The 17,552-nt window shown below is 72.2% G+C and carries 16 protein-coding genes; 8 read left to right on the forward strand and 8 right to left on the reverse strand.

What is annotated here, in order from left to right:
• Nucleotides 1-7 precede the first annotated feature (7 nt).
• The 7 genes from yvcK to PIR53_06190 all read left to right on the forward strand — a co-directional run bounded on the left by yvcK (nucleotide 8) and on the right by PIR53_06190 (nucleotide 5,956).
• Nucleotides 8-1,000 carry a uridine diphosphate-N-acetylglucosamine-binding protein YvcK gene (gene yvcK / locus PIR53_06160; protein WZH54407.1) on the forward strand — a complete coding sequence of 331 codons (993 nt, stop codon included), beginning with the start codon at nucleotides 8-10 and terminating at the stop codon, nucleotides 998-1,000.
• A gap of 94 nt (nucleotides 1,001-1,094) precedes the next feature.
• Nucleotides 1,095-2,084 (forward strand): DNA-binding protein WhiA, encoded by a 990-nt coding sequence (gene whiA / locus PIR53_06165; GenBank protein WZH53577.1) that lies wholly within the window; start codon nucleotides 1,095-1,097, stop codon nucleotides 2,082-2,084.
• Between the two features lie 152 nt (nucleotides 2,085-2,236).
• Complete coding sequence (gene gap / locus PIR53_06170) at nucleotides 2,237-3,232, forward strand: type I glyceraldehyde-3-phosphate dehydrogenase (protein WZH53578.1); 996 nt, start codon at nucleotides 2,237-2,239, stop codon at nucleotides 3,230-3,232.
• A gap of 1 nt (nucleotide 3,233) precedes the next feature.
• Nucleotides 3,234-4,433, forward strand: a complete 1,200-nt coding sequence (locus tag PIR53_06175; GenBank protein WZH53579.1) for a phosphoglycerate kinase — start codon at nucleotides 3,234-3,236, stop codon at nucleotides 4,431-4,433.
• On the forward strand, nucleotides 4,433-5,239 hold the full coding sequence (gene tpiA, locus PIR53_06180; GenBank protein WZH53580.1) for a triose-phosphate isomerase: 807 nt from the start codon (nucleotides 4,433-4,435) through the stop codon (nucleotides 5,237-5,239). Before PIR53_06175 ends, tpiA begins: the two co-directional genes overlap by 1 nt.
• Before the next feature lie 75 nt (nucleotides 5,240-5,314).
• Entirely contained in the window at nucleotides 5,315-5,548 is a 234-nt protein-coding gene (gene secG / locus PIR53_06185; protein WZH53581.1) for a preprotein translocase subunit SecG, read from the forward strand.
• A gap of 45 nt (nucleotides 5,549-5,593) precedes the next feature.
• Entirely contained in the window at nucleotides 5,594-5,956 is a 363-nt protein-coding gene (locus tag PIR53_06190; protein ID WZH53582.1) for an RNA polymerase-binding protein RbpA, read from the forward strand.
• A gap of 99 nt (nucleotides 5,957-6,055) precedes the next feature.
• Here PIR53_06190 and PIR53_06195 read toward each other — a convergent pair whose 3' ends face one another.
• From PIR53_06195 to tkt, 5 genes are all read right to left on the reverse strand, one after another.
• Nucleotides 6,056-7,018 carry a hypothetical protein gene (locus tag PIR53_06195; GenBank protein WZH53583.1) on the reverse strand — a complete coding sequence of 321 codons (963 nt, stop codon included), beginning with the start codon at nucleotides 7,016-7,018 and terminating at the stop codon, nucleotides 6,056-6,058.
• A gap of 161 nt (nucleotides 7,019-7,179) precedes the next feature.
• Nucleotides 7,180-7,902 (reverse strand): 6-phosphogluconolactonase, encoded by a 723-nt coding sequence (gene pgl / locus PIR53_06200; GenBank protein WZH53584.1) that lies wholly within the window; start codon nucleotides 7,900-7,902, stop codon nucleotides 7,180-7,182.
• Entirely contained in the window at nucleotides 7,899-9,581 is a 1,683-nt protein-coding gene (pgi, locus tag PIR53_06205; protein ID WZH53585.1) for a glucose-6-phosphate isomerase, read from the reverse strand. Before pgi ends, pgl begins: the two co-directional genes overlap by 4 nt.
• A 10-nt stretch (nucleotides 9,582-9,591) precedes the next feature.
• Nucleotides 9,592-10,692, reverse strand: a complete 1,101-nt coding sequence (gene tal / locus PIR53_06210) for a transaldolase (GenBank protein WZH53586.1) — start codon at nucleotides 10,690-10,692, stop codon at nucleotides 9,592-9,594.
• Nucleotides 10,693-10,748: 56 nt separating this feature from the next.
• Nucleotides 10,749-12,848, reverse strand: coding sequence for a transketolase (tkt, locus tag PIR53_06215; protein WZH53587.1), 2,100 nt, complete (start codon nucleotides 12,846-12,848; stop codon nucleotides 10,749-10,751).
• Between the two features lie 368 nt (nucleotides 12,849-13,216).
• Here tkt and PIR53_06220 point away from each other — a divergent pair, with 368 nt between their 5' ends.
• Complete coding sequence (locus PIR53_06220) at nucleotides 13,217-14,143, forward strand: heme o synthase (protein WZH54408.1); 927 nt, start codon at nucleotides 13,217-13,219, stop codon at nucleotides 14,141-14,143.
• 582 nt (nucleotides 14,144-14,725) lie between these two features.
• Here PIR53_06220 and PIR53_06225 read toward each other — a convergent pair.
• Genes PIR53_06225 through PIR53_06235 form a run of 3 tightly spaced genes read right to left on the reverse strand, consistent with a single transcriptional unit; the run spans nucleotide 14,726 to nucleotide 17,443 of the window.
• Nucleotides 14,726-15,703 (reverse strand): COX15/CtaA family protein, encoded by a 978-nt coding sequence (locus PIR53_06225; protein ID WZH53588.1) that lies wholly within the window; start codon nucleotides 15,701-15,703, stop codon nucleotides 14,726-14,728.
• 4 nt (nucleotides 15,704-15,707) lie between these two features.
• The gene (locus PIR53_06230; protein WZH53589.1) at nucleotides 15,708-16,484 is read right to left on the reverse strand and encodes an ABC transporter permease; all 777 of its coding nucleotides are present in this window, start codon (nucleotides 16,482-16,484) and stop codon (nucleotides 15,708-15,710) included.
• Complete coding sequence (locus PIR53_06235; GenBank protein ID WZH53590.1) at nucleotides 16,481-17,443, reverse strand: ABC transporter ATP-binding protein; 963 nt, start codon at nucleotides 17,441-17,443, stop codon at nucleotides 16,481-16,483. The genes PIR53_06230 and PIR53_06235 overlap by 4 nt, the downstream gene beginning before the upstream one ends.
• Nucleotides 17,444-17,552 lie beyond the last annotated feature (109 nt).

Raw genomic sequence — 17,552 nt, forward strand, 5'->3', positions numbered from 1 at the left:
GGCTCCGATCGGCCCCCGGTCGGTCGCCCTGCCCGGCGTCTCGGTGGCAGCGCTGGGCGGCGGCCACGGCCTCTTCGCCTCGTTGGCCGCGCTGCGTCGGGTCGTCGGCGACCTCACGGCGGTCGTGACGGTGGCCGACAACGGTGGTTCGTCCGGGCGCCTGCGGGGTGAGTTCGGGGTCCTCCCGCCGGGCGACCTGCGGATGGCGCTCGCCGCCCTGTGCGGGGACGACGACTGGGGCCGCACCTGGGCGGAGGTGCTCCAGCACCGCTTCGCCGGCGACGGCGAGATGCGGGGCCACGTCGTCGGCAACATGCTCATCGTCGGGCTCTGGGAGCTGCTGGGCGACCACGTCCCGGCGCTCGACTGGGTCGGTCGGCTGCTCGGGGCCCAGGGACGGGTGCTGCCGATGGCGGTCACGCCCATGGACATCACCGCCGACGTCCGGCTGGCCGGCGCGGGGGCCGAGGGTGCCGAGGGAGCCGGGGGAGCCGGGGGCGAGGGCGAGCTCGTCCACGTCCGCGGCCAGGTCGAGGTGGCCAGCACGTCGGGGCGCATCGTCAACATCCAGCTCGACCCGCCCGACCCCGACGCCTGTCCCGAGGCGGTGCAGACGGTGCGGGCGGCCGACTGGGTCGTCCTGGGGCCGGGCTCCTGGTACACCTCCGTCATCCCGCACCTCATGGTCCCCGACCTGCGGCGCGCGATCGTCGAGTCCGACGCGAGGGTGGTCGTGGTGCTCAACCTGGCGGACCAGCCGGGCGAGACCGCCGGCTACGGCCCCGAGGACCACCTCGACGCGTTGCTCGAGCACGCCCCCGACCTGCGCATCGACACCGTCGTGGCCGACGAGGGTGCGGTGGGCGACAGCGGCGGCGTACGGGCCTGGGTCGCGGCTCACGGGGCGCGGCTGGTGCTGGCGGACGTCGCCGTGGGCGACGGCAGTCCCCGTCACGATCCGGAGAAGCTGGCGGGGGTCTTCGAGCGCCTCATGGGGTGAGCCGCGGCCGCCTGCGGCGCCGGTACGTCGCGGCTCGCCCGGGATCTCGACGACGAAGCCTCGGCGTGTCGCGCGTCGTGGCAGGATGTCGCGCATGGCGATGACGGCACAGGTGAAGGCGGAGCTCTCCAACACGCACATCACCAAGACCTGCTGCCGCAAGGCCGAGGTGGCGACGCTCCTGCGCTTCGCGGGTGGTCTGCACATCGTGGGCGGACGCATCGTGGTGGAGGCCGAGCTCGACACGGGCGCCGCCGCGCGCCGCCTGCGCAAGGACCTCAAGGACGTGTTCGGGCACGACTCCGACGTCGTGCTCGTGCAGGGGAGCAGCGGCATCCGTCGCGGCAGCCGCTACCTGGTGCGCATCGCGAAGGACGGCGAGGCGCTGGCGCGCCAGACCGGCCTCCTCGACGGCCGGGGCCGCCCGGTGCGCGGGCTGCCCCCGCAGGTCGTCTCGGGGGGTGCCTGCGACGCGGTCGCCGCGCTGCGGGGGGCGTTCCTGGCCCACGGTTCACTGACGGAGCCGGGCCGGTCGTCGTCGCTGGAGGTGACGTGCCCCGGGCCCGAGGCCGCCCTGGCGCTGGTGGGCGTCGTCCGCCGACTGGGTGTCCAGGCCAAGGCCCGGGAGGTGCGCAACTACGACCGCGTCGTGGTGCGCGACGGTGACGCGATCGGCGCCCTCCTGACGCGGCTCGGCGCGCACGAGGCGCTGATGGCGTGGGAGGAGCGTCGCATGCGCCGCGAGGTGCGGGCGACGGCCAACCGGCTCGCCAACTTCGACGACGCCAACCTGCGCCGCTCCGCCCGCGCCGCCGTCGCCGCCGGCGCCCGCGTCGAGCGCGCGCTGGAGATCCTCGGCGAGGAGGCGCCCGACCACCTGAAGACCGCCGGTCACCTGCGGCTCGAGCACAAGCAGGCGTCGTTGGAGGAGCTCGGGCAGCTGCACGAGCCGGCGCTCACCAAGGACGCGATCGCCGGGCGCATCCGGCGCCTGCTGGCGATGGCGGACAAGCGCGCGGAGGACCTCGGCATCCCCGACACCGAGGCGTCGCTGACGCCGGAGATGCTCGCCGAAGAGGTCTGAGCGGCCGACACGGCGGCGTACCCGCGGGTAGGTGTCCACCGGTCTGTGCCACCTCTCCGGCGTGTCGGTGGCGGGAGGTAGGGTCGTGCCCGGCAACCCGCCACGAGCCGGGTCATTCGCCCCGGGTCCGCACCCCTAGGAGTCGAGTAGCAGTGACTGTTCGCGTAGGTATCAACGGCTTCGGCCGCATCGGCCGCAACTTCTTCCGGGCGGTCCGCGCCTCCGGTCTGGACATCGAGATCGTCGGCGTCAACGACCTCACGGACAACGCGGTGCTGGCGCACCTGCTGAAGTACGACTCGATCCTCGGCCGCCTCGACGCGGACGTGAGCGCCACCGACTCCGCGATCGTCGTCGGCGACAAGGAGATCCACGCGTTCGCCGAGCGCAACCCCGCCGACCTCAAGTGGGGCGACATCGGCGTCGACGTCGTCGTCGAGTCGACCGGCTTCTTCACCGACGCGACCAAGGCCAAGGCCCACGTCGACGGCGGCGCGAAGAAGGTCATCATCTCGGCGCCCGCCACCAACGACGACATCACGATCGTCTACGGCGTGAACCACGAGCTCTACGACCCGTCCGCGCACACGGTCATCTCCAACGCGTCGTGCACGACGAACTGCCTGGCGCCCATGGCGAAGGCCCTCAACGAGGCCGTCGGCATCAACAAGGGCCTCATGACGACGGTCCACGCCTACACGGCCGACCAGAACCTGCAGGACAACATCCACAAGGACCTGCGTCGCGCCCGGGCCGCCGCGCTCAACATCGTCCCGACCTCGACCGGTGCGGCGAAGGCCATCGGCCTCGTGCTCCCCGAGCTCAAGGGCAAGCTCGACGGCTACGCGCTGCGGGTGCCGACCCCGACCGGCTCGCTCACCGACCTGTCCTTCGAGGCGTCGCGCGAGACCAGCGTCGAGGAGGTCAACGAGGCGGTCAAGGCCGCCGCTGACGGCAAGGTGCTGAAGTACTCCACCGACCCGATCGTCTCGTCCGACATCGTCACCGACTCGGCGTCCTGCATCTTCGACGCCCCGCTGACCAAGGTCATCGGCAACCAGGTGAAGGTCGCGGGCTGGTACGACAACGAGTGGGGTTACTCGAACCGCCTCGCCGACCTGATCGCGTACGTCGGCAAGACCCTCTGACGTGGGGTCCTACCCCGGTCTCGGTGAGGTCGCCGGCAAGCGGGTGCTGGTCCGCTCCGACCTGAACGTCCCGCTCGACGGCACGACCATCACCGACGACGGCCGCATCCGGGCGAGCGTGCCGACCATCAAGGCGCTGGCCGACGCCGGCGCCCGCGTGGTCGTCACGGCTCACCTCGGTCGTCCGAAGGGCGCGCCCGACGCGGCGTACTCGCTCGGCCCCGTGGCCGCTCGCCTCGGCGAGCTGCTCGGTGCGCCGGTCGCGTTCGCGACGGACACGGTCGGCGACAGCGCCCGCGCCACCGTCGCGGGCCTGGCCGACGGCCAGGTCGCGGTGCTCGAGAACGTCCGGTTCAACGCGGGCGAGACGAGCAAGGACGAGGCAGAGCGCGGTGCGTTCGCCGACGAGCTCGCCGCCCTGGCGGACGCGTTCGTGTCCGACGGCTTCGGCGTGGTCCACCGCAAGCAGGCGAGCGTGTACGACGTGGCCCAGCGCCTGCCGCACACGATGGGCGCGCTGGTCAGCGCGGAGATCGAGGTGCTCAAGCGCCTCACCGAGACGCCCGAGCGGCCCTACGTGGTCGTCCTCGGCGGCTCGAAGGTCTCCGACAAGCTCGGCGTCATCGACAACCTGCTCGGCAAGGCCGACAAGCTGCTCATCGGCGGCGGCATGGTCTTCACCTTCCTCAAGGCCCAGGGCCACGAGGTCGGGCGGAGCCTGCTCGAGGACGACCAGGTGCCGGTGTGCATCGAGTACCTGCGTCGTGCCGAGGAGTCGGGCGTGGAGATCGTGCTGCCCAGCGACATCGTCGTGGACACGGAGTTCCCGTCGGGCGACACCGAGCCGCAGCCGATCGTCGTGCCGGCGTCGAACATCCCGGCGAGCAGCCTGGGTCTCGACATCGGGCCCGACTCGGCGGCGGCGTTCGCCGAGGCGCTCGCGGGCGCGCGCACGGTGTTCTGGAACGGCCCCATGGGCGTGTTCGAGGTGCCGGCCTTCGCCGGCGGCACGCGGGCGGTCGCCGAGGCGCTCACGAAGATCGACGGCCTCTCGGTCGTCGGTGGCGGCGACTCGGCCGCGGCCGTGCGGACGCTCGGGTTCGAGGAGTCGGCCTTCGGCCACATCTCGACCGGTGGCGGCGCGAGCCTGGAGTACCTCGAGGGCAAGGAGCTCCCGGGCGTGAAGGTGCTGGAGGACTGATGGCGGGCACGACGACGAGCGGCCGCACGCCGCTCATGGCGGGCAACTGGAAGATGAACCTCAACCACCTCGAAGCGGTGGCGCTGGTCCAGAAGCTCGCGTGGACGCTGTCCGACAAGAAGCACGACCACGACGCCGTCGAGGTCGTGGTGGTCCCGCCGTTCACCGACCTGCGCTCCGTGCAGACCCTGGTGGACGGCGACCGCCTCAAGCTGAAGTACGGCGCGCAGGACGTCTCCGTCCACGAGTCGGGCGCCTACACGGGCGAGATCTCCGCGGCGATGCTCGCCAAGCTGGGCGTCTCCTACGTGGTCGTCGGCCACTCGGAGCGCCGCGAGTACCACGGGGAGACCGACGCGGTCGTCAACGCGAAGGCGCGGGCCGCCCTGGCGGCGGAGATGACGCCGATCGTGTGCGTGGGCGAGGGGCTCGACGTCCGCAAGGCCGGGGAGCACGTGGCCTACACGGTCGCCCAGGTCGACGGCTCGCTCGCGGGCTTCAGCGCCGAGGAGGTCGCCGGTCTGGTGATCGCCTACGAGCCGGTGTGGGCCATCGGCACCGGCGAGGTCGCCACGCCGGAGGACGCACAGGAGGTCTGCGCGGCCATCCGCGCCCGCATCCGGGAGGTCCACGGCGACGCCGCGGCCGACGCGGTGCGGGTGCTCTACGGCGGTTCCGTGAAGGCGGCGAACGTCGCCGGCATCATGGTCAAGGAGGACGTCGACGGGGCGCTCGTCGGCGGCGCCAGCCTCCAAGCCGACGAGTTCGGCGGCATCTGCCGGTTCTACGACATGCCGCTGCTCTGATCCATCGCACCATCGCCGTGGGCGGGCGGGTCCTCGCCCGCCCACGGTTCCACCCGTGACGTAAGGTTTCTCTCCGTGACTGTCCTCTTCACCGCCGTGCTCATGATCACGAGCTTCCTGATGATCGTTCTGGTGCTCCTGCACAAGGGACGTGGTGGTGGTCTCTCCGACATGTTCGGTGGCGGCGTCTCGACCAGCCTCGGTGGCTCGTCGGTCGCGGAGCGCAACCTCGACCGGTACACGATCGGCATCGGCATCATCTGGTTCGCGAGCGTCATCGCGCTCGGGCTCCTGCTCGCCTACGCCTGAACCACGTCCCCCTGGCGCGACCACCGGTAGAGAAGAGGAAGCAGCATGGCGGGCAGAGGTGGCAGCGCGATCCGCGGCACGCGGATCGGATCGGGCCCCATGGGCGAGGACGCGCGCGGCGAGGCGGCGCCCCGGCAGACCGTCACCTACTTCTGCGGTCGTGACCACCGTTCGGTGATGACGTTCTCGATCGAGGCGCAGGCCCCCGAGTCGTGGGACTGCCCCAAGTGCGGCCTCCCGGCGAGCCTCGACTCCGACAACCCGCCGGCGGTCCCCAAGACCGAGCCCTACAAGACCCACCTGGCCTACGTGAAGGAGCGCCGCTCCGACGCCGAGGCCGAGGTCCTCCTCGACGAGGCCCTCACCCAGCTCCGCTCCCGCCGCGCCTCGGGCGACCTCGTCTTCTGACCCGCGCCGCGCGGGGGTGGAGCGCGGTCTGACTGCGCCGAGTTGTCACGTACGCCGCGGTTCTCGCGCCGAGTTGTCACGTACGCCGCGGCGCTGTGGTCACGCAGCCTCCGTCGCGCGTTGCCGCGCACGACGCAACCCTGCCCTGATCGTCGCCTCGACGTCCCGTTCGGGCCCGTAGACGTTGACCGACGTGACGACGGCGATGTCGTAACCGTGGGAGCGAGTGATGTGCGACCGCCGGGCCGCATCCCATGCCGCGTCCCGAGGACTGGTGTGCCAGTCCTCGCCGTCGTACTCCACGGCGAAGCGGAGCTCCTTGCCGCCCAGGTCGAGATAGGCCGACCGTCCCATCGGGCCGGTCACCTCGATCTGCAGATCGGGGAGCTCGCCGGCCGTCTCGTACCACGCGAGCTTCACCGCAGACTCCGGGGGAGACGCGCTGAGGGGGCTCGATAACGGCAGGACGTAGCGAAGGGTCCTCACCCAACGCTCGCCCACGAGACGACCGACCTCGGACATCATCTCGTCGCGGTCGACGCCGGCTCGGAGCATGGCGTCGACACCGCTCAGCGCGACAACGGCCGACCGCTGCCGTCCGAGATCGAGCGCAGTTCGCAGTTTCGTCGTCACGAGCATCCCCTCGATCTCGGTGATGTCGCGCGCCAACAACGCTCGCTGTCCGCTCTGGACCTCAGGTCGCCTCACGCGGATCGCGCCGGGATGCCTGAAGATGCGGATCGGCTGGACGTCGAGGTGCTCGCCCGGTGCGAGCACCATGTCGGCGCCATGCAGCCATCCGGCATGACGGTCGCAGATGACGGCGTCGTCCGGCGTCACCAACCGCAGGCTGGCAACCCGGACCGCGACATCGTCGGGGACTGTCGCCGCGACGTACACGCCTCGTAGCGTCCGCCGCAGGTGACCAGACCTCACCAACGCGCTCAGCCAGCCGAGCGGCACACCCTCCGCTGAGGCCTGCTGGCGGTGGAACGGCTGGTCGAGCGGCAGCGGGAAGGAATCGTCGAGCGTGGGGTTGCCCTGGAGCTTGCGAAGACTCATGGCCGGTCAGTCTTCGCTACGTCTGGTCGAACTGCATCCCCCGTGCGCCCTACCTGTGGACAAACGCGGCGTACGTGACAACTCGGCGGCAGCAACCGCGGCGTACGTGACAACTCGTCGCCATCAATCGCGCCGTACGTGACAACTCGACGCGCAAGAGGTCAGAGGCGCGACGCGGCGGCGGCGTCGAGCCACCAGACGGTCTCGGTGCGGCCGTCGACGGCCGTCGCGGGCACGTCGTGCAGGTCGGCCCCGCCCAGGGCCTCGGCGACCGCCGGGGCCTTGCCGTCGCCGCTCACGAGGAACCACACCGACGCGGCCCGGTTGAGCGTCTCGAGGGTGAGCGTGACCCGGTCCGGCGGCGGCTTGGGGGAGTCGCGCACGCCCACGGCGAGCGCCTCCGTCTCGTCGAGCTGCGGGTAGCCCGGGAACAGCGACGCGACGTGGCCGTCCTCGCCGACGCCCAGCATCACGACGTCGAACTCGCCCTCGAGGTGCTCCTGCAGGAGCGCCTCGTACGTCGCGGCCGCCTCGTCGGCCGACGCCACGTCGGAGGCCGACGGGACCACGTGCACCTGCGTGGCTCCGACCGCGTCGAGGAAGGCCGCCCGGGCCTGGCCGACGTTGCGGTCGGACGAGTCGGACGCGACGAACCGCTCGTCGCCGAACCAGAACACGACGTCCGTGAAGTCCACGCCCGACTCGGCCGCCAGTCCCGCGACCTCGTGGTGGATCCGGTCGGCGATCGTGCCGCCGGTCAGCACGACGTGGGGCGTGCGCTCCTCGCCCTGCACTTCGGCCAGCCGGGAGAGCAGCGCAAGCGCGACGGTGCGCGCGAGCGTCTCGGCGTCGGGATGGACCCGCACGGTCTCCGCTCCGGTCACGAGCGACGCTCCGCCCGGTAGCGCTCGATGAGCGAGCGCGTCGACGCGTCCTGCTCCGCCAGCGCGTCGGCGTCGCCGGTGACCGCGGGCAGCACCTGCTGCGCGAGCTGCTTGCCGAGCTCCACGCCCCACTGGTCGAAGCTGTCGATGCCCCACACCACACCCTGGGTGAAGGTGACGTGCTCGTAGAGCGCGATCAGCTGACCGAGCACCGACGGCGACAGCTCGGGGGCCAGGATCGACGTCGAGGGTCGGTTGCCGGAGAACACCCGCGCCGGGACGACGTGCTCGGCGGTGCCCTCGGCGCGCACCTCGTCCGCGGTCTTGCCGAACGCGAGCGCCTTCGTCTGGGCGAAGAAGTTCGCCAGGAACACCTCGTGGACGTCGGTGTCGCCGTCGGCCAGCGGGTACGCCGGGTTGGCCACCGCGATGAAGTCCGCGGGGATGATCCGCGTGCCCTGGTGGATCAGCTGGTAGAACGCGTGCTGCCCGTTCGTCCCCGGCTCGCCCCAGAAGACCTCGCCGGTGCCGGCCGTCAGCGGCGTGCCGTCGGCACGCACGCCCTTGCCGTTGGACTCCATCGTGAGCTGCTGCAGGTACGCCGGGAACCGGTGCAGCAGCTGGGCGTAGGGGAGCACCGCGTGGGTGGCCGCACCGAGGAAGTCGGTGTACCAGACGTTGAGCAGGCCCATGAGGAGCGGGACGTTCTCCGCGGGGGGTGTGGTGCGGAAGTGCTCGTCGACCGTGTGGAGCCCGTCGAGGAACTCGGCGAAGCGCTCCGGGCCGATCGCGACGACCAGCGACGTACCGATGGCCGAGGACACCGAGTAGCGTCCGCCGACCCAGTCCCAGAACCCGAAGGCGTTGTCGGGGTCGATGCCGAAGTCGGCCACCTTGTCGAGCGCGGTCGACACGGCGACGAAGTGCCGGGCGACGGCGTCGTCGACGGCCGACCCCTCGGCCCCGGCCGCGCGCAGTCCGTCGAGCAGCCACTGCCGGCACAGGCGCGCGTTCGTGAGCGTCTCCAGCGTGCCGAACGTCTTGCTGGCCACGATGAACAGCGTCGTGGCCGGGTCGAGGTCGGCGAGGGTGGTCGCCGCGTCGGTCGGGTCGATGTTGCTGATGAAGCGGCACTCGATCGACGGGTGGCGGTAGGCCGCGAGCGCCTCGTAGGCCATCACGGGACCGAGGTCCGACCCACCGATCCCGATGTTGACGACGGTGCGGATGCGCTCGCCGGTTGCGCCGCGCCACTCGCCGGAGCGCACCGACTCGGCGAAGGCGTAGACGCGCCGCAGGACGTCGTGGACGTCCGCGACGACGTCCTGGCCGTCGACCTCGAGCGTCGACGACTCCGGCAGGCGCAGCGCGGTGTGGAGCACCGCGCGGTCCTCCGTCGTGTTGATGCGCTCGCCGCGGAACATCGCGTCGCGTCGCTCGGCGACGCCGACCTCGTCGGCCAGCGCCAGCAGGTCGTCGAGCACGGGGAAGTCCACGAGGGCCTTCGAGAGGTCCACGAAGAGGTCGCCCGCCGTGAAGGAGAGGCGTTCGGCCCGGCCCGGGTCGGCGGCGAACCACCCCCGCAGGTCGGGCTCGAACGCGCCCGCCCGGTCGCGCAGGCGCGACCAGGCGGCGGTGGAGGTGGGGTCGACGGGCCAGACGTGCGGTGCGCTGCTCATCGACCCCGCCTCAGCCCTTCGCTCCGTCGAGCTGGCCCTGGACGGTCTCGAGCAGCTCGTCCCAGGAGGCCACGAACTTGTCGACGCCCTCCTTCTCGAGCTGGGCGATCACGTCGTCGTAGTCGACGCCGGCCGCCGCCACTGCCTCGAGCACGGCCTTGGCGTCCGCGTAGTGCGGTCGCACCGCGTCGCCCTCGACCTCGCCGTGGTCGGCGAAGGCCTGCATCGTCTTCTCGGGCATCGTGTTGACCGTGTTCTCGACGACGAGGTCGGCGACGTACATCGTGTCGCGGTAGTCGGGGTTCTTGACGCCCGTGGAGGCCCACAGCGGCCGCTGCAGGTTCGCCCCGGCCGCGGCCAGCGCCTCCCAGCGCGGACCGGTGAAGAACTCCTCGAACGCCTGGTAGGCGAGCCGCGCGTTGGCCACGCCGGCCTTGCCCTGGAGGTCGGTCGCGCCCGCAGCCTCGAGCCGCTTGTCGATCTCGCTGTCGACGCGCGAGACGAAGAACGAGGCGACGGAGTGGATCGTGGACAGGTCGTGGCCGTTGTCACGGGCCAGCTCGAGGCCCGCGACGTACGCCTCCATCACCTGGCGGTAGCGCGGCAGCCCGAAGATCAGCGTCACGTTGACGGAGATGCCGGCGCCGAGCGTCTGCGTGATGGCGGGCAGGCCCTCGGTGGTGCCCGGGATCTTGATCATCACGTTGTGACGGTCGACAGCCTTCCACAGCTCCTGCGCGGCCTCGGCCGTCTCCTCCGTCTTGAAGGCGAGACCCGGGGGGACCTCGATGGAGACCCAGCCGTCCTTGCCGCCCGTGGCGTCCGCCACCGGCTTGAGGACGTCGGCGGCCTGCCGGACGTCCGTCGTCGTGAGGGCGAAAACGGCCCGGTCCACGTCGGTGCCCTCGGCGACCAGCTCGCGCACCTGCGCGTCGTACCGCTCGCCCTCCGCGAGCGCCGCCGCGAAGATCGAGGGGTTGGTCGTGACGCCCACGACCGAGGAGTCCTTCACGAGGTCGGCGAGGTTGCCGGTCTCGATGCGCTCGCGGGACAGGTCGTCGAGCCAGATGGACACACCCGCGTCGGCGAGTGCGGAGAGACGGTCGGACATTGCTACCTCCTGGGTTGCGGTCTGACGTGCGGGGATGCGGGTGTACGGCGGGGGGATCAGCCCTCGACGACCCGGATGCTGTCCTGGGCGGCGCGCACGACGGCCTCAGGGGTGAAACCGAACTCGGCGAACATGCGCTCGGCGGAGGCGCTGGCACCGTAGGTCTCGATCGAGACGACCTTGCCGTGGTCGCCCACGAGGCGCCACCACGGCATCGCGATGCCGGCCTCGACCGCGACGCGCGCCTTCACGGTGGGCGGAATGACGCTCTCCTGGTAGGCCAGGTCCTGCTCCGCGAACCACTCGAGGCAGGGAGCGGAGACGACGCGCGCCCGCACGCCCTCCTCGGCGAGCTGCTCCGCGGCGGCCACGGCGAGCTGCACCTCGGAGCCGGTGCCGATGAGCACGACGTCGGGGAGGCCGCCCTCCACGTCCTTCAGCACGTAGGCGCCGCGGGCGACGCCGTCGGTGGTCGCGAAGCCCTCCTCCCCACGGGGGAAGACCGGCAGGTTCTGCCGGGACAGGGCGAGCGCCGCGGGGCGGTCGTCGTTGCCGAGGATCGCGGCCCAGGCGGCCGCGGTCTCGTTGGCGTCGGCGGGCCGGACGACGTCGAGGCCGGGGATGGCGCGCAGCGCCGCGAGGTGCTCGACCGGCTGGTGGGTCGGGCCGTCCTCGCCGAGTCCGATCGAGTCGTGGGTCCAGACGTAGGTGACGGGGAGCTTGCTCAGCGCCGCCACGCGCACGGCGCCGCGCATGTAGTCGGAGAACGTGAGGAAGGTGCCGCCGAAGACGCGGGTCAGCCCGTCGGCCGCGATGCCGTTCATGATCGCGCCCATGCCGTGCTCGCGGATGCCGAAGTGGAGCACGCGACCCTGCAACGGGTCGCCCGTCCAGTCACGCGTCGAGCGCGACTCCGGGATGAAGGACGGCGCGTCCTTGATGGTGGTGTTGTTGGAGCCCGCGAGGTCGGCCGAGCCGCCCCACAGCTCCGGCATGATGCCCGCGATCGCGTTGATGACCTTGCCAGACGCGGCACGCGTCGCGACGCCCTTGGGGTCCGCCGGGAAGACCGGGAGCGCATCGACCAGGCCCTCCGGCAGGTCGTGCGCCTTGAGCCGGTGCAGCAGCGCCTCGCGCTCCGGGTTCGCGGCGGCCCACGCGGCGTACTTCTCGTCCCACTCCTTGCCCCACGCCGCTCCGCGGGCGGTCAGGCTGCGCGTGTGCTCGAGCACGTCGGCGGGCACGTCGAAGGTCGTGTCCGGGTTCCAGCCCAGCACCTCCTTCGTCGCGGCGACCTCGTCGGCGCCCAGGGCGCTGCCGTGCGCGGCCTCGGTGCCCTGCGCGTTCGGCGCCGGCCAGGCGATGACCGTGTCGAGCACGATGAGGGAGGGCTGGTCGGTGACGGCACGGGCGGCCTGCACCGCGTCGTACAGCGCCGGCACGTCCTCCTCGTAGTGGTCGCCGCCGTTGGTCCAGTCGACCGTCTGCACGTGCCACCCGTAGGCCTCGTAGCGCTTGGCGACGTCCTCGTTGAACGCCACGTCGGTGTCGCCCTCGATGGAGATGCGGTTGCGGTCGTAGATCACCACGAGGTTGCCGAGCTTCTGGGTGCCGGCGATCGAGCTCGCCTCGCCGCTCACGCCCTCCTGCAGGTCGCCGTCGGAGCAGATGGCGTAGACGTCGTGGTCGAACAGGCTCTCGCCCAGTGGCGTCTCGGGGTCGAGGAGACCGTGCTGGCGGCGGGCCGCCATCGCGATGCCGACAGCGTTGGCCACGCCCTGGCCGAGCGGGCCGGTCGTGACCTCGACGCCGGCGGTGTGGCCGTACTCCGGGTGGCCCGGCGTCTTCGAGCCCCACGTGCGGAGCGCCTTGAGGTCCTCGATCTCGAGACCGAAGCCGCCGAGGAAGAGCTGCGTGTAGAGCGTGATGCTCGAGTGGCCGCACGACAGCACGAAACGGTCGCGCGCGATCCAGCCCGGGTCGGACGGGTCGTGCCGCATCACCTTCTGGAAGAGCAGGTACGCCGCGGGCGCGAGGCTCATCGCCGTGCCCGGGTGACCGTTTCCGACCTTCTGGACGGCGTCCATCGCCAGGACCCGGGCGGTGTCCACCGCCTTCCGGTCGAGGTCGGTCCAGTCCAGCGTGCTCTCGGTCACAGGGATCCTCTCCGGGGTGGTGGCGCGTTCGTGGGCGCGCGGCAGGGATCGGGGGTCGTGATCCTCCACGGACTTCCCGGTACCCACTTGCCGCCACGGCCGATGCCGAGCCTACTGCTGCCTCGGTCTAGACTCGACCCCGCACTGGACCGCCCGGACCGCCCCGCTCCACCCCCTGGAGCCGCTCGGCCCCAGACCGCTTGACGAGGACCCCTGTGACGCACGCCGGCCAGTCGTCCGCCTCCGCTCGCACGGAGGAGGACCCCGTCGTCGTGACGCCGGAGCACGACCTGCATCCTGTTCCGGTGTCCGAGTCGCTTCCGCCCGTCCCCCCGGGCTCGCTGAGCGAGGAGGAGACCGCCGACGACCTGGGTGTGCGCGACGAGCCGGCTCCCGCCTCGCGCGCGACGCTGCGCGACGTCGTGGCGGCCTACGTCGGCCTCACCAAGCCGCGCGTGCTCGAGCTGCTGCTGCTCACGACGGTGCCCGTCATGTTCTTCGCGGCCCGCGGTGTGCCCGAGCTCGGGGTCGTGCTCGCCACGGTCGTCGCCGGGTCAATGTCGGCCGGATCGGCCTCCGCGCTCAACTGCGTCTACGACCGCGACATCGACGAGCAGATGCGCCGCACCCGCCGCCGCGCGCTGCCGCGCCACATCGTCACGCCCCGCGCCGCGCTGGTCTTCGGCCTGACGCTCGGCGTGCTGTCGACCGCGATCTTCTGGGTGTTCGTCAACCCGCTCTCCGCGGTGCTGTCGCTGTCGGCCAACGCCTTCTACATGCTCGTCTACACGATGTGGCTCAAGCGCCGCACCACCCAGAACATCGTGTGGGGCGGTGCCGCCGGCTGCTTCCCGGCCCTCATCGGCTGGACCGCGGTCACCAACGAGCTCGCCTGGCCGCCGGTCGTGTGCTTCCTCATCGTGTTCCTGTGGACGCCGCCCCACACGTGGGCGCTGGCGCTGCGCTACCGCGAGGACTACGCCAACGTCGCCGTGCCGATGCTGCCCGTGGTCGCACCGGCGGCGGTCGTCGGCAAGCAGATCGTGCTCTACACCTGGGCGACCGTCGCAATGTCGCTCGCGCTCTGGCCCATCGCCGACACCGGGCTGTTCTACCCGGCGGCCGCAGCGATCCTGGGCGTCGTGTTCCTCGTCGAGGCCCACAAGATGTGGGGCCGCACCCGCCGCAGCGACCAGCTGAGCGTCATCAACCCGATGCGTCTGTTCCACACGTCGAACCTGTACCTGTCGCTGCTGTTCGTCGCGATCGCCATCGACCCGCTGCTGATGCGCTGATTCTTCAGGCCTCGCTCCGCTCGGCCGTGCCCGTGGCTCTCCGGGCTCCTGTCCTTCGGTCGATCCCGGCCACGTCTCCTCCGCTGCGCTCCTCCGACGCGGCCGCTCCTCCCTCAGGACACGAGCGCGCCGCGGTGCCCTTGCCTTGGGCCTCGCTCCGCTCGGCCTAGCCCGCGGCGCTGCGGGCTCCTGCCCTTCGGTCGATCCCGACCACGTCTCCTCCGCTGCGCTCCTCCGACGCGGCCGCTCCTCCCTCAGGACACGAGCGCGCCGCGGGCAGCGGGATCAGGCCAGCGGGCGCTCGCCGCGGCGTACCGGTTCGAGTTCTACGGAACGGATGCGATCCGAGGGGCGGTCCGGGTGCATCCGTTCCGCAGAACAGGCCGCAGTGCTTTCTGGCCTCGCTCCGCTCGGCTAGCCCGCGGCGCTCCGGGCTCCTGCCCTTCGGTCGATCCCGACCACGTCTCCTCCGCTGCGCTCCTCCGACGCGGCCGCTCCTCCCTCAGGACACGAGCGCGCCGCGGGCGGCGGGGGAGTGCCAGGTGGGGGCGTCATCCCGCGAGAGGCGGGTGCGCCACGCCGTCAGACCCGCGCGACCCGCACCTCGGGCTCGGCGACGATCGTGATCGGGCGGAACGCCCGTACGACGACCCACGTGAGGGCCGCGGAGGTGACGGCGGCGCCGAGCATGTGGATGGCGACCAGGCCGACGGGGAGTCCGGTGAAGTACTGCACGTAGCCCACGACGCCCTGCGCGAGCTCGACGACCAGGAGCACCGTGACCGCCCGGGTCAGTCGGGTGTCCCCCCGACGGCGCGCGACCACCAGCAGAGCGACGGTGAGGGCGACGAGGGCGTAGACCGCCCATGCGTGGAGGTGCGAGAAGGTGGCGGGGTCGAGCCCGGTGCGCGGTGCGTTCTCGTCGCCGGCGTGGGGGCCGCTGCCGGTCACGATGGTGCCGAGGTAGAGCACCACCCAGCCGACCGCGAACAGGGCGAGCGTGAGCCGGCGGACGACGGGCGCCGTGGCCGGTGCGGTCGCCCGTGCGGCGGGGCCCCAGACCTCGGGGTGCCGCACGTGGTCGAGCAGCACCACGCACAGCCCGATCATCGCCAGCGACAGCAGCAGGTGGAGGGCGACGATCCACGGGTTGAGGTCGGTGAGCACCGTGATGCCGCCGATGACCGCCTGCGCGGGGATGCCGAGCCCGATGCCGAACGCGATCCACGACGCCCGCCGCGACGTGGCCCGCCAGGCGGCGAGGAACGTCAGCAGCGCGATCGCCGCCAGCACGAACGTCAGGAGCCGGTTGCCGAACTCGATGGCACCGTGGATGCCCATGCTCGGGTGCGCCGCGTAGGACTCCTCCGTGCAGCGCGGCCACGTCGGGCAGCCGAGCCCCGAGCCGGTGAGGCGCACGACGGCGCCGGTGACGACGATGCCGATGTTGGCGACGAGGTTCGCGATCGCGAGCCACCCGAGGTGCCGGTCGGCGAGGGCGTCCAGCCCGGACCGGGGCGGGGTCGAGCGGGGGGCGGTGGACGGTGCTGCGGCGGACATCTGGCTACTCCCAGCGGAAGAATCGGGACACGGCTGCGGCGCCGGCGACTGCCCACGCCACGAGGATCAGGAGGGGGAGGACGGCCACCCGGCCGTCGATGAGCGCTGCACGCATCGCGTCGCCCAGCGCGGCCGAGGGCAGCACGGCGAGGAGGTCGCCGGCTGCGCCGTACGAGCCCCGCGGCAGCACCACGGCACCGCCGACGAGCAGCAGCAGGTAGACGAGGTTCGCCGCGGCGAGCGTCGCCTCGGCGCGGAGGGTGCCGGCCATGAGCAGGCCGAGCGACGAGAAGGCCGCTGCTCCGACGAGCACCGCGAGCAGGGCAGCCAGCACGCCGACCGCGCCGCCTCCGGGACGCCAGCCGAGCGCGAGCGCGACCGGGACGAGCACGACGCCCTGCACCACGTGGACGACGAGGATCGCTCCCAGCTTGCCGAGCAGCAGGCCGTGCCGGGGCAGGGGCGAGGCGCCGAGGCGCTTGATGAGGCCGTAGCGCCGCTCGAAGCCCGTCGCGATCGCGAGGGACGTGAACGCGGTCGACATCACGGCGAGCGCCAGCACGCCCGGGGTGAGCACGTCGACGGCCCGCCCGTCGAGCTCGATCCCGCCCCGTCGTCCGGCGATGACGCCGCCGACGAGGGCCATGACGGGGATGACGAGGGCGACGAGCAGCTGCTCGCCGTTGCGCAGCATGAGGCGCGTCTCCATCAGCGCCTGGGCCCGCACCTGGCGGGTCAGCGGTGCCGCGCCCGGGGACGGGGCGAACGTCCCGGCGCTCATCCCGCGGCCCCGCTCGGCGTCGGCTCGGTCAGCACGCGGCCGGTGAGCTGGAGGAAGACGTCCTCGAGCGTGCGCTGGCCGAGGGTCAGCGACTCGGGGAGCACCCCGTGCTGCTCGCACCAGGCCGAGACCTTCGCCAGCGTCGAGGCGTCGGCCGGTCCCGTGATGAGGAGGCTCTGGGCGTTGATGGTCGTGACCTCCGTGGCCGGGCCGAGCGCGGCCTGCAACGACGCCGGCGCGTGCGGCGGGAACGGCTTCGTCACGACGAGCCGCACCGTCGTGGCCCCGCCGGCGCGGGTGAGCTCGTACGGCGTGCCGCTCGCGATGAGCCGCCCGCGGTCGATGACGTGCACGTGGTCGGCGAGGCGCTCGGCCTCCTCGAGGTAGTGCGTCGTCAGCACGGTGGTCACGCCGTCCGCCCGCAGCTCCTCGAGCAGCTCCCACGTCGTGCGCCGGATGGCGGGGTCCATGCCCGCCGTCGGCTCGTCGACGAACAACAGCTCGGGGCGACCGACGAGGGCCGTCGCGAGGCCGAGGCGCTGCTGCTGACCGCCGGACAGGCGGCGGAACGGCGTCCGCCCGCACTCGGCGAGACCGAGCCGCTCGACGAGCAGGCCGACCGGCAGCGGGTCGGCGTGCAGGGCGGCCACGTGGCGCAGCATCTCCTCGGCGCGCACGCCCGACCAGGCCCCACCCGCCTGCAGCATCACGCCGATGCGGGGGAGCAGGGACCGCCGGTCGCGGACGGGATCCAGACCGAGCACCCGTACGGAGCCGGCCTGCGGCCGCCGGTAGCCCTCGCAGGTCTCGAGCGTGGTCGTCTTGCCCGCGCCGTTCGGCCCCAGGACCGCGGTGATCGTGCCGGCCTCGACGCGGAGGTCCAGGTGGTCGACGGCCACGAGGTCGCCGTACCGCATCACCAGGCCGTCGACGGCGACGGCAGGAGCGGGGGTCGGCACCGTGCCAGTGTAGGAGTCGGACCGCGCCAGCCCGCCCCGAGGCCGCCCCGAGGCTCCGTCCCGGCCGGGCGCGGGAGGGTTAGGACACCCTTGCTTGAAGGGGCAGGTC

Source organism: Nocardioides alkalitolerans (assembly GCA_038184435.1).
GTDB lineage: Bacteria > Actinomycetota > Actinomycetes > Propionibacteriales > Nocardioidaceae > Nocardioides > Nocardioides alkalitolerans_A.

What these genes read in the sequence shown, in the direction of transcription:
- tal (WZH53586.1), bottom strand. Translation starts at nt 10,692, where the DNA reads ATGTCCGACCGTCTCTCCGCACTCGCCGACGCGGGTGTGTCCATCTGG.
- PIR53_06225 (WZH53588.1), bottom strand. Translation starts at nt 15,703, where the DNA reads ATGTCCGCCGCAGCACCGTCCACCGCCCCCCGCTCGACCCCGCCCCGG.
- PIR53_06230 (WZH53589.1), bottom strand. Translation starts at nt 16,484, where the DNA reads ATGAGCGCCGGGACGTTCGCCCCGTCCCCGGGCGCGGCACCGCTGACC.
- PIR53_06190 (WZH53582.1), top strand. Translation starts at nt 5,594, where the DNA reads ATGGCGGGCAGAGGTGGCAGCGCGATCCGCGGCACGCGGATCGGATCG.
- pgi (WZH53585.1), bottom strand. Translation starts at nt 9,581, where the DNA reads ATGAGCAGCGCACCGCACGTCTGGCCCGTCGACCCCACCTCCACCGCC.
- tpiA (WZH53580.1), top strand. Translation starts at nt 4,433, where the DNA reads ATGGCGGGCACGACGACGAGCGGCCGCACGCCGCTCATGGCGGGCAAC.
- PIR53_06195 (WZH53583.1), bottom strand. Translation starts at nt 7,018, where the DNA reads ATGAGTCTTCGCAAGCTCCAGGGCAACCCCACGCTCGACGATTCCTTC.
- whiA (WZH53577.1), top strand. Translation starts at nt 1,095, where the DNA reads ATGGCGATGACGGCACAGGTGAAGGCGGAGCTCTCCAACACGCACATC.